Origin of the sequence: Pseudoalteromonas sp. SG41-1 (assembly GCF_014164575.1) — a bacterium.
Classification (GTDB): domain Bacteria; phylum Pseudomonadota; class Gammaproteobacteria; order Enterobacterales; family Alteromonadaceae; genus Pseudoalteromonas; species Pseudoalteromonas rhizosphaerae.
On record NZ_JACJFL010000051.1, the window covers coordinates 1 to 12,328 of the forward strand.

The following is a 12,328-nucleotide window of genomic DNA, read 5'->3' on the forward strand; positions in this document are numbered from 1 at the left end:
TGCTAAGTGCTAAGTGCTAAGTGCTAAGTGCTAAGTGCTAAAAATATTAACCTTGTGGGTTTTTCCTGCAAGGTTTTTTTATACCTAAAACTTATCAGTTAATATTTGTGCTACACAGGACTCTGCAAATAAGTAATACTTAACATCATAAATAATTAGGCAATATTCATTTATGTTAGGGTTTTGGTACAGTAAGTCTCCGCAATTTGCAAAGGATCACAAAGATTTTTGGCGAGCACGTTTAATCGCCCATTTTTTACTATTTTCAACGGCTTACTTTTTCATTTTAACAGTACTCAATGTTTTCTATTTCGAGCAATTAGACCTTGCCTTAATTGACTGTTTAGGACTTGTTATCTCATTAACTATTTATTTCTGGTTTTACAAATCTGGCAACGTCAATGTAACCGCATGGGCTGTTACATTAATGGCTAGCAGCTTAGCTATATTATTTATAATTTCGGTAGGCGGAAATCCATTCTCAATATTATGGGCTACGCTTATCCCCCCTTTTGCATTTTTTTTAATAGGCAGAAAACGGGGAAGCATCATCAGCGCAATTGCATTCTCTATTTGTGCATACTTAATTTATACACAGCAACAACAAACAATAACCATAGGGTTAGGATCATTATTTAACACTATCGAAGTCAGTATCGCTCATATTCTAATTTTTAGATTTTACGAAAAAACACGTTCGTTAGCGTATCAAAACTTATCTAACCTTAATGACGAAATTAAAAAGTTAGCAGAAACAGATAAGTTGACTGAGTTATATAACAGACAAAAATTTGATGCAGAGTTATCGGCATTAATAACTAAAAGCGAGCATTCTCAAGCATCTCATTGTTTACTTATGTGTGATATAGACTATTTCAAAAAAATTAATGATACCCACGGGCATTTAGTTGGCGATAAAGTACTAAAAGAGTTTGCTCATCTGTTGCAGCAAAAAATAGGTGAGCAAGCGTTAATCGCCCGTTGGGGTGGTGAAGAGTTTGTAATAATATTACTCAACACTGCTTTGTTGGATGCAGCAAAGCAAGCGAATGAATTAAGGAGTTTAATTAGCTCAAATACAGTTGCCAATATGCCTATCACTATCAGCCTTGGGGTAACCGCTATACAAAAGAGTAATGATAGCGTTTTAAAAGTATTAGAGCGAGCTGATAAGGCACTCTACTTTGCTAAACATCACGGCCGAAATTTAGTTTGCATCAACGATAACAACGCACATGTTACCTGTTATGACACATTTTTAAAATTAGTCGACGATGATATAAACGAATAATCTGTGATTCGAGAACGGAAAAACTACACATTTGAAAAACAAAAAACCCAGCCTAAGCTGGGTTTTTGATATTCATAGAAAACTAAAATTACTTGATTTTAGCTTCTTTGAAAAGAACATGTTTACGGATTTTTGGATCAAACTTTTTGATTTCCATTTTTTCCGGCATGTTACGCTTGTTCTTGTCGGTAGTGTAGAAAAAACCAGTACCAGCTGTAGAAACTAAACGGATCTTATCACGCATGACTCAGGTCCTTAAACTTTTACGCCGCGAGCACGGATTTCAGTAAGAACCGTGTCGATGCCTTTTTTATCGATAATACGCATACCTTTAGTAGTAGTGCGTAATGTTACAAAACGTTTTTCACTTTCAACCCAAAAACGGTGTGTTTGTAGGTTAGGTAGGAAACGACGTCTAGTCGCGTTTCTCGCGTGTGAACGGTGATTACCAACCGCAGGACGCTTACCTGTAACTTGACATACTTTAGACATGTCTATATATCTCCAATAACTTCGCTCGAGCTTAATTTGTCCCCTAGGCTATGTATTTTGTGCCCCAGGGATAAATCGAAGGGCGCTCTTTATACAGCTTATACAGGCAAAGATCAAGTGATTGATCTAATCCAACCAGCTCATGTGTAAATTTGATAGCGGCTAATTATAAAGATCGAATGCCCTTAGGGAAAGTAAAAACTGCATTTAAATTAAACTAATTTGCAAATAAGCACTAAACCGCTCATTTTTAACACGCTTAGTGATTTGAATACGCTTAAATCAAGCCTCGTTCTGCAAACGAAACACAATTATCTCCCCCAACAACGATGTGATCTAAAATATTTATATCGACTAATTGCAAAGCTTGCTGCAATTTAGCGGTAATTAATTTATCAGCTTGGCTTGGTTCAGCAATACCTGATGGATGATTATGAGCCAAAATAAGTGCCGCAGCGTTATTTTTTAAAGCCGCTTTGACGACTTCTCTTGGGTAAACAGATGCCGCATTAATAGTGCCATAAAAAAGTGTTTCTTCTTTAATTAAGCGATTCTGACTATCTAAATACAACACCATAAACACTTCTTGCTGCAAGCCTCGCAGCTCAATCGTTAAATAGTCATATACTGATTGCGGTGAATTAAATACCGCTTCGCGCTGACATTGCTCCATCATATAACGACGACTCAATTCCAGTACTGCTTGAAGTTGCACAAATTTTGCTGTGCCCAGTCCTTTTTGTGCACAAAAATCATCGATTGATGCATTAAATAAGTTATGCAGTGTTTGATTTTGTGTCATTAAATGTTGTGCTAACTCAACTACATTCATGCCCGGTAAACCCGTTCGCAAAAATATCGCTAATAACTCGGCATCACTTAACGACTTAGCCCCTTTCGCCAATAACTTTTCGCGTGGTCGCTGGCTACTTGGTAAAGAGGTGAGCTGCATTATTTCGTCCCTGAAAAATGATTTATAATTTAACTGTAATGCAAAAATAAAATTTCGCCTGTAAAACTGCGAATAAATTCCATATTAAAACTTCGTCCCCAAGGCAAAGATTTGCTATCGTTAGCGCATATCGACAAACAGTTTTATCAGAGTATGACAAAGTTAATGACCAATTTAACGACAGAATTAGTAAATAAAAAAATTGTACTTGGTATCAGCGGTGGTATTGCCGCCTACAAATGCGCCGAACTTGTTAGACGTTTAAAAGATCATGGTTGTGATGTAAAAGTGGTGATGACTGAGTCAGCTAAGCACTTTATTACTCCGCTTACCATGCAGGCCGTAAGTGGTGAAATGGTCTCAGACTCTTTGCTCGATCCATCTGCTGAAGCCGCTATGGGCCATATTGAATTTGCTAAATGGGCTGATTTAATATTAGTCGCTCCTGCCACATCTAATATCATCGCAAAAATGGCAGTCGGCATTGCAGATGATTTACTCACCACTCTATTGCTGGCAACCCCCGCAAAAGTAGCAGTGGCGCCTGCAATGAATCAACAAATGTATGCCCACCCAGCAACTCAAGCTAACCTAGCAACTTTAAAACAGCGTGGCATTGCAATTTGGGGCCCAGGTAAGGGTGAACAAGCATGTGGTGATGTAGGTGCAGGGCGAATGCTTGAACCACATCAGTTAGTGGCACTTTGCACGCAACCTTCGCAACCGCAACTACTAGCTGGTAAAACAATTACAATCACCGCAGGGCCAACTCGTGAGCCACTTGATCCGGTGCGTTTTATATCAAATCACAGCTCTGGGAAAATGGGCTTTGGGCTTGCACATGCGGCAGTTAGTTTAGGAGCAACGGTTAACCTGATTTCAGGTCCGGTAACAATTGCGCCACCACCAGGTGTTAACCTAATTAACATTGAGACCGCTGAGCAACTACTTGAACAATCGCTTATTTTTGCTCCAAAGTCGGATGCTTTTATTGGTTGCGCCGCGGTTGCCGATTATCGCGCCGCAGCGATTGCCGAGCAAAAAATGAAAAAACAAGGCGATGAACTGACACTCACTTTAGTTAAAAATCCTGATGTAATTGCCGCAGTTGCTAGCCTTACAGAGGGTCGCCCATATACAGTTGGCTTTGCCGCAGAAACTCAAGATGTCGCAAGCTATGCGAAAGGCAAACTCAGCAATAAAAACCTCGATATGATCTGCGCTAACGATGTATCACAAACCGGCCTTGGTTTTAATTCAGATCATAATGCTTTAACACTGTTCTGGCATAATGAACAAAAAGAACTGCCCGTCGATACCAAAAGCGCATTAGCACTGAGTGTAATGAGTGAGCTTGCTAAACGATTGTAAAAAGGCTGGAAAGAAACTGAATAAAACATTAACATAGCCCTTATCGCTTGCTCAAAAAGTGAGTGATAAGTAGCCGCCAAAAGCTAAGTAAATAATTATAAAGAAAGGAATGTTCATGCCTGCGACAAAAAGAAGTAATCGCAAAGAGCAAATACTACAAGCACTCGCACAAATGTTAGAAACCAGCCCAGGTCAACGTATCACCACAGCAAAATTAGCTGCTGAGGTAGGCGTTTCTGAAGCTGCGCTTTATCGTCATTTCCCGAGTAAAGCACGGATGTTTGAAGGCTTAATAGAGTTTATTGAAGACACTTTGTTGTCGCGCATAAATCTCATTCTTGAAAACGAAAAAGAAACTCAAAGCCGTATCTATAATATTTTATTGCTACTACTGGCATTTGCTGAGAAAAATCCGGGGATCACTCGTATTTTGACCGGCGACGCCTTGCAAGGTGAGCAAGAACGCTTGCGTGAGCGTGTACAAAGCTTGTTTGAAAAGCTTGAAACACAACTAAAACAAGTACTACGCGAGCGCAAACTTCGCGAAGGTAAAACCTTTCAAAGTGATGAGTTAACCATTGCCAACTTTTTACTTGCCTACATTGAAGGCAAGATGAACCAATTTGTCCGCAGTGACTTTAAAGCAAAACCTAGCGCGCAATTTGAAAAACAGTGGTTAGAATTACAAAAAATATGGCTTTAACTCCTAGCTCCTAGCTCCTAGCTCCTAAAATCATCAACCTTGTCGGTTTTCCTACAAGGTTTTTTTATAAATGTTACTTTCAACCTTTATTTTCGACCGCTTATCGTTTCTACTCGAATTGTTGAACAAACTCGTTATGATGATACAGATGAAACAAAACGAGAAGTAACAATGAAAGCACAACTTTCCCTACTCAGCGTAGCACTGGTTGCAAGCCTTGGCAGTGCCACGGCATCAGCAAAAGAGCCGCTACAATTTAAAGATGTATTCGATTTCAAAGCAGCTAAAACAACGCAATTATCTGAAAATGGTGAAGTACTGAGCTTTAGTGCAACCCCATACCGTGGCGATGCAACAGGCCAAGTCTATACCTTAAACAATAATAAATTACTTGCAGAAATTGAGCGCGGCACTAAACCTCAGATCAACAAAGCAGCTAACTGGGTAGCATTCACCCAAGTCCCTACTTTGCTTGAAAAAGAAACCACAAAAAAGAAAGACACCTTAAAAAACAATCTAGTACTCGTTAATACAATAACGGGGGAACAACACGTTTTTGAGAACGTAAAAGATTACCAGCTCTCTGATGATGGTAACTGGTTAGCTTATCGCTTTGATGAAAAAGCAGATAAAGACGCTGATAATAAAGATATTGATGACACAAAAAACACCGCTAAAACCAGTGAAATCAAACCAGATAAGAAAGACAAAGCATTTGAGCTCATTGTTGTAAATTTAAAAGATAAAACAACTCATACAGTAAATAGCGTATTTAGTTACGCAATCAATACATTTGGCAGCGAGCTGCTGGTCAGCCAAAGCTATCCTGACGGTAACGATAACCAAGTAGCATTAATTACATTAAACCAAACATTTGATACGAGTGTATTAATTGATGAACCAGGCGTGGTGGCAAACAAAATAGTATGGCATCCAACTAAGAATATTGCCGCATTTACACTGGGTAATTATGTAAATGACGATATGCGCCGTCGCGATCATCAGCTAAAACTGTGGCAAAACGAACAGCTTACAAATATTGCTTCCCCTGAAAAAGATTGGACTATTGGTAAAACAGCAAAATTGAGCTGGTCTGAAGACGGTGAACGCCTGTACTTTGAAAATCACCCTAAGTTAGCGGAAAAAATTAAAGAAAAGAAATACACAGATAAAGCCTCGTTATTTGATTACGATACGATACGCGACCAAAAAGGCCTTCACGTTTGGCATAACAACGATGCCGAAATTAAACCCCGCGAAGAGCTGCAATGGAACGAGAGCAATAAAAATCGTCATTATCAAGCCGTTTACCATCTTAATGGCAAACAAGTTGCGCAACTAAGTAACACTGACATGCCAGATGTGGCACTCAATACCAATAATCGCACTGCGTTACTTGGTTCTTCAAATTTACCCTATCTTAAACGTATTATGTATGGCGGTTTTTTTGCTGACTACTATGCAGTCAATGTGCAAAATGGTGAGCGTAAAGCAATTATCAGTGATTACCCGTTTAGGCCTAGCCTATCACCCAGTGGACAATTTGCAGCTTACTTTGAAAATAGCCAAGTGCAACTCAAAGACTTAGGTAACAATAAAGTCAGTATCTTAACAACAGCGATTAAAGCAACGTTCGCTGATGATCAGCACGATTACCCTTCAACTCAACCGGGTTATGGTTTTGCCGGTTGGTTAACTGATAGTAGCCAAGTGCTGGTATATAGCAAATACGATATCTGGGCATTTGACGTTAAAACCCTCAAAGCCACACGCCTTACACAAGGCAAAGAAAACAACACGCAATATCGAGTCATCAAACTTGATAAAGACCAAGTTGGCTTTAAAAAAGAAGATACATTGTTGCTAAGTGCTACAAACTTACAGCAAAAGCAAACTGAAATAGCAAAATTCAATCTTGCTGATAACTCGATCAGCAAAGTATTAAGCGGTAAAAAACGTTTTGACGTGGTAAAAAAAGCTAAAAATGCCGATAAATACCTATTCACTGAGCAAACTTATCAGCAGTTCCCTGATTTTTATCAAACTGATTTTAGCTTTAAAAAGCCACAACGCGTTACTAACTTAAACCCACAAGTTAACGACTTTGCGTGGGGGCAAAAACCGGAGCTAATTAGCTATAAAGGCTTCGATGGCGAAGACTTGCAAGGCGTATTGATAAAGCCTGCAGGCTATAAAAAGGGCGATAAAGTGCCAGTGGTGGTGTATTTTTACCGTTATATGAGTCAACGCATGTTTGATTTCCCTAAAATGGAATTAAACCACCGCCCTAACTTCCCAATGTTTACTTCGAACGGTTACGCGATTTTCTTACCTGATATTCGCTTTGAAATTGGTCACCCTGGTAAATCATCAACGCAAACCATGATCAACGCCACCCAAAAGCTGATTGATTTAGGTATCGCTGACCCTGATAAAATTGGCTTACAAGGGCATTCATGGGCGGGCTATCAAAGTGCCTTTATGATCACCCAAACTGATATGTTCAAAGCGGTAGTATCGGGTGCGCCCGTATCAAACATGACCAGCGCTTACAGCGGTATTCGCTTAAAATCAGGATTAGCGCGTCAGTTCCAATATGAAACTGGGCAAAGCCGTATTGGTAAAACCTTGTTTGAAGCGCCAGAGCTTTACATCGAAAACTCACCGGTATTCTTCGCTGATAAAGTAAATACACCAATCTTAATTATGTTTGGCGATAAAGATGATGCTGTACCATGGCACGAAGGCGTACAGTATTATTTAGCGCTGCGCCGTGCAGGCAAAGATGCGACGTTTTTGCAGTATGAAGGTGAACCACACCACTTAAAGAAATTCCCTAACCAAGTGGATTTTTCAATTCGGATGATGCAGTACTTTGATCACTACTTAAAAGGCAAGCCTGCCGCTAAGTGGATGACCGAAGGCGAAGCTTTCATTGAAGAATAAGCTGAAGAATAAACAACTATAAATTAAAACGCCCAGCAAATGCTGGGCGTTTTTTATTTACCGAAAATTACCTAGCCCGCTGACGATTACCGCCAACCTTAGGTTTGGTATTGGCTTTTTTAAACTGGCTAAAGCCGGTGTGGCGGCTAAGCGCTGGACGCCCGCCTTTACCTGCTTTAAGCGATTTTTCGTCACGGGTTTCTTCTGGCACTAAGCAGTTTGGACCTTTACCAATCAACTTGGCTTTGCCCATACTACGCAGTGCTTCACGGATCATCGGCCAACCTGCTGGGTCGTGATAACGCAATATCGCTTTATGTAAACGACGTTGACGCGCGCCTTTTGGCACCGGTACTTGCTCAGTATTATTTTTAATATTACGCAGCGAGTTCATCCCAGTGTGATAAATCGTGGTGGCATTAGCCATTGGTGACGGATAAAAATTTTGCACTTGATCTAGTTTAAAATCATTCGACTTTAACCACAACGCCATGTTCACCATGTCTTCGTCTTTAGTGCCAGGATGCGCAGAAATAAAATAAGGGATCAGGTACTGCTTTTTCCCTGCTTCTTTTGAGTATTTATCAAAAAGCTCTTTAAACTGATCATATGCGCCCATGCCTGGTTTCATCATCTTAGATAATGGCCCGTCTTCGGTATGCTCAGGCGCTATCTTTAAATAACCACCAACATGATGGGTTACGAGTTCTTTGACGTAACGAGGGTCTTGCACAGCTAAATCGTAGCGAACACCAGAGGCTATTAGGATTTTTTTAATCCCCTTAACTTCACGGGCCTTTTTATACAACTCGATAGTCGGTGTATGGTCGGTATCCATATGCTTACAAATATCAGGATATACACATGATAAACGTCGGCAGGTACTCTCAGCTTTTTTGCTCTTACAACGCAGTTTATACATGTTAGCAGTTGGCCCACCAAGGTCCGAAATAACCCCAGTAAACCCTGGTACTTTGTCACGAATTTGTTCGATTTCTTCAATAATCGATTCTTGTGAACGACTTTGAATTATCCGTCCTTCATGCTCAGTAATTGAACAGAAACTACAGCCACCAAAACAACCTCGCATAATATTAACTGAGGTTTTGATCATGTCGTAAGCGGGGATTTTTGCAGTACCATAACTTGGATGCGGAACTCGCTGATAAGGCAATCCAAACACCGCATCCATTTCATGTGTTTCAAGCGGATACGCAGGTGGGTTAACCCAAATAGAGCGATCGCCATGGCGTTGGAATAACGCTCGAGCACAACCTGGGTTCGTTTCTTGATGTAAAATACGTGATGCATGAGCGTACAGTGGTTTATTAACACTCACTTGCTCAAACGCAGGTAGCTTAACGTAGGTTTTTTCCCAAGGTTTAGGACGCGCTGGCTGAATGGTAATTGGTTTTGCCGCTTCAGCTTGTAAATCAATACCCGCTTTTTTAAATTCGCTTTTGCTACAACCCACATCATCTGCACCATATGGGTTTGGAATTGGGTCAATTTTACCAATTTTATCAATCGCGGTAGAATCACTACCACGCCAGCCCGGTAATGGCTCTTTACGAATAACCGCCGTACCACGGATATCTTGAATGGTATCCATCGTTTCGCCGGCGGCAATACGATGAGCAACTTCTATTAATGGTCGCTCAGCATTACCGTAAATAAGAATATCGGCTTTGGCATCAAATAAAATACTACGGCGAACTTTTTCTTGCCAGTAATCATAATGGGCAATTCGACGTAAGCTGGCTTCGATACCACCTATTACAATTGGCACACCTTTGTAGGCTTCGCGGCATCGTTGTGAGTAAATCATCACCGCACGATCAGGACGCTTGCCACCCACATTACCGGGCGTGTAGGCATCATCATGGCGCATACGCTTTTCAGCCGTATAGCGGTTGATCATCGAGTCCATGTTACCGGCAGTCACACCAAAAAATAAGTTAGGCTTACCAAGTGCCATAAAGGCATCTTTCGAATCCCATTCTGGCTGAGCGATAATACCGACCCTAAAACCTTGTGCTTCAAGTACACGACCAATTACCGCCATACCAAAGCTAGGGTGATCTACATAAGCATCACCACTGATAATGATGATATCGCAGCTATCCCAGCCAAGGGCATCCATCTCTTCGCGTGTAGTTGGTAAAAATGGTGCTGTGCCGTAACACTCAGCCCAATATTTAGGGTATGAGAATAACGCTCGCTTGGCTTTAAGTGCGCTCATATAAAGTAACCAATTGCTTTAAAAAAGGTCGCAAAGTATACCCGAATTAATCACCAAGCGATATTAGCTATTTACACTGGCATCAAACATAATATTATTTTTTACTTTCAATATATTGAATAAGCTCAACTTCAGGCATCGGTTTAGCGTACATAAAACCTTGCACTTCATCACAACCCAATTGCTTAAGAAAATCAGCTTGTGCTTGTGTTTCAACACCTTCTGCAATCGTTTTTAATCCGAGCTGCGCGCCAAGAGCTATAACCAGCTTGGCAATTGCGCCGCTGTCTTTTTCGGGTAAGTCTTTGACAAATGCACGATCTATTTTCAACCTATCCAACGGTAACTTTTGCAAATAACTCAGTGATGAAAAACCAGTGCCAAAATCATCTATCGCCACTTCAATACCAAACTCTTTTAGATCTTGCAGTGTTTCAATCACCATCGAGAGATCATCCATCACCACACTTTCGGTAACTTCTAATTCAATATTTTTTGGGTTGACCTGATATTTTCGCAAAGTATCTTTGACTTGTTGTGCGTAGCCTTTAACCTTAAATTGCGGTACCGACACATTGACCGCAATACAAATTTCAACACCTTGAGCCTCAAGACGTTTTTGCTGCTGACAAGCCTGATCCAATACCCATTGACCAATCTCAACAATTAGCCCTGCATCTTCAGCAAGTGGCACAAAAACCGCGGGGGAAATATAGTTACCTTGTCCCGACGGCCAACGTAGTAATGCTTCGCAGCCTTTTAATGACAAATCACTAAACGCCAATTGCGGTTGATACCAGACTTCCAATTTATTATTTTCAAAGTCTTGGCGAAGCTGGCGAATAATCCCTAATCGCCAAGCCATTTGCTCTTCCATATCGGGAGTGTAACAAACAGCATTCCCCTGATTACCTTTTTTAGCGTGATTGAGTGCGATATACGCAAGCTTAAGTGTTTCAATACCTGTGGTTTGAAAGTCCTGTTGCTCGCACAAACCAATTTTAAAATTAACCGGTAACAAATGCTCTGCTGCTGCAAACGGCAAACTTAAATTTTCACTTAATTCGTTTAAATCAAATCCATCGCGCTCAATTAAAAAACCAAATACATCTGCACCAATCCGTGACAGTAATTTAGCGTTTGGGTATTCTTGCTTGAGCCGTTCAACGATTGAAGTAAGCAAGTGATTACCCACCTCTTGACCCAGGCCATTGTTGATGTCTGAGAAATGTGCGACATCAATTAGAATAAATATATACTCGTTACTATTTAACCGATGATACTTTTCAATTTGTTCAATAAAATCAGTTCTATTGGCAAGACCTGTTAACACATCTTTGTAGGCTGCATCTCTGAGTTTATTAAAAAGTCTGACGTTATCTAAGCCTACACTGACGTTTGTTAAGAAAATTTCAGCAAATTGCAATTGTGTTAAGCTTGGTTGGCTAACGTACTCTAAGTAAATAGCAGCCTGACGATTTTTACTTTTCAATAAAAACGTAGTGTCGTGCTCAGTGTGCTGATGTTCGCCAAACTCAAAACAATTTTGCACTTGCAAAATAATCCGCCCATCATCAAGTTGTTCTACACCTTGGCCAATAAAAGCACTAAACTCAGCACAACCACCCAACACTTGAACCTGATAGCTATCATCCAGACTGCCACACACAACCCCCCTTGGCGCACAATCTAAAATTACCGAGAGCTGCTTAATCACCGCCATAGTAAATGCTTTAATGTCGGTAAAACCTAAAATAGCCTTTGAGGCTAACAGAATATTATTTAACGCTTTGCTTTGATATTCAAGTTGGCAAACTTGTTCGTATGAGCGAATAGCTGTAACTAACGAGGTAACTAGCTTACTGCGGGTAAGTTCGGTTTTAGTTTTATAATCATTGATATCATATTCTCGGATCACTCGCTCTTCAGGCGCATATCCGGGCTGACCCGTTCGTAAGATAATTCGTACGTTATGGTTTTTCAGCGTATCGCGTACCTCTTTAACTACTTTTAAGCCTGCATCATCGGATTCCATGACTACATCTAACAGTAATACCGACACATTATTAGTATTAGCTAACACTTCAACTGCTTCAGCGCCAGAATAAGCATGATGAAAACGCAGTGTTCTTCCCCAAAACTCAACGCCTGAGAGCGCTAGTTCTGTTACAGTGTGAATTTCAGGATCATCATCAACAATCAGAACATCCCAGTAATCTTTGGGCGCAACTTCTTCATGAGGCTCGTCTTCATGGTTGAAAAACAAAAAATCATTGTGTTCTGACGTCATTCCAAATCCTTTAAATTCAAATATTGCGCGCCATCATTTAA

The 12,328-nt window shown here is 40.5% G+C and carries 9 protein-coding genes; 4 read left to right on the plus strand and 5 right to left on the minus strand.

The annotated features are described in order from the left end of the window. The first annotated feature begins 172 nt into the window (after window positions 1-172). Window positions 173-1,291 carry a diguanylate cyclase gene (locus H5203_RS19390; RefSeq protein ID WP_182732593.1) on the plus strand — a complete coding sequence of 373 codons (1,119 nt, stop codon included), beginning with the start codon at window positions 173-175 and terminating at the stop codon, window positions 1,289-1,291. 88 nt (window positions 1,292-1,379) lie between these two features. Here the strand turns inward: H5203_RS19390 and rpmG are convergent, their stop codons facing one another. The 3 genes from rpmG to radC all read right to left on the minus strand — a co-directional run bounded on the left by rpmG (window position 1,380) and on the right by radC (window position 2,735). Next, window positions 1,380-1,535: a 50S ribosomal protein L33 gene (gene rpmG, locus H5203_RS19395; protein WP_004335545.1), complete on the minus strand. Its 156-nt coding sequence runs from the start codon at window positions 1,533-1,535 to the stop codon at window positions 1,380-1,382. Between the two features lie 11 nt (window positions 1,536-1,546). Then, the gene (rpmB, locus tag H5203_RS19400) at window positions 1,547-1,783 is read right to left on the minus strand and encodes a 50S ribosomal protein L28 (protein ID WP_004335549.1); all 237 of its coding nucleotides are present in this window, start codon (window positions 1,781-1,783) and stop codon (window positions 1,547-1,549) included. A gap of 277 nt (window positions 1,784-2,060) precedes the next feature. Then, entirely contained in the window at window positions 2,061-2,735 is a 675-nt protein-coding gene (radC, locus tag H5203_RS19405) for a DNA repair protein RadC (RefSeq protein WP_145234702.1), read from the minus strand. A 153-nt stretch (window positions 2,736-2,888) separates the two neighbouring features. Between radC and coaBC the strand changes: the two genes are divergently transcribed. The 3 genes from coaBC to H5203_RS19420 all read left to right on the plus strand — a co-directional run bounded on the left by coaBC (window position 2,889) and on the right by H5203_RS19420 (window position 7,755). After that, complete coding sequence (gene coaBC, locus H5203_RS19410; RefSeq protein WP_404936454.1) at window positions 2,889-4,106, plus strand: bifunctional phosphopantothenoylcysteine decarboxylase/phosphopantothenate--cysteine ligase CoaBC; 1,218 nt, start codon at window positions 2,889-2,891, stop codon at window positions 4,104-4,106. A gap of 115 nt (window positions 4,107-4,221) precedes the next feature. Then, window positions 4,222-4,809 (plus strand): nucleoid occlusion factor SlmA, encoded by a 588-nt coding sequence (gene slmA, locus H5203_RS19415; RefSeq protein ID WP_145234700.1) that lies wholly within the window; start codon window positions 4,222-4,224, stop codon window positions 4,807-4,809. 171 nt (window positions 4,810-4,980) lie between these two features. Next, window positions 4,981-7,755: a S9 family peptidase gene (locus H5203_RS19420; RefSeq protein ID WP_182820152.1), complete on the plus strand. Its 2,775-nt coding sequence runs from the start codon at window positions 4,981-4,983 to the stop codon at window positions 7,753-7,755. 67 nt (window positions 7,756-7,822) lie between these two features. Here the strand turns inward: H5203_RS19420 and H5203_RS19425 are convergent, their stop codons facing one another. Next, window positions 7,823-9,997, minus strand: coding sequence for a YgiQ family radical SAM protein (locus tag H5203_RS19425; RefSeq protein WP_145234682.1), 2,175 nt, complete (start codon window positions 9,995-9,997; stop codon window positions 7,823-7,825). A 94-nt stretch (window positions 9,998-10,091) separates the two neighbouring features. Further along, window positions 10,092-12,287, minus strand: a complete 2,196-nt coding sequence (locus tag H5203_RS19430) for an EAL domain-containing protein (protein WP_182732595.1) — start codon at window positions 12,285-12,287, stop codon at window positions 10,092-10,094. Between the last annotated feature and the right edge of the window lie 41 nt (window positions 12,288-12,328).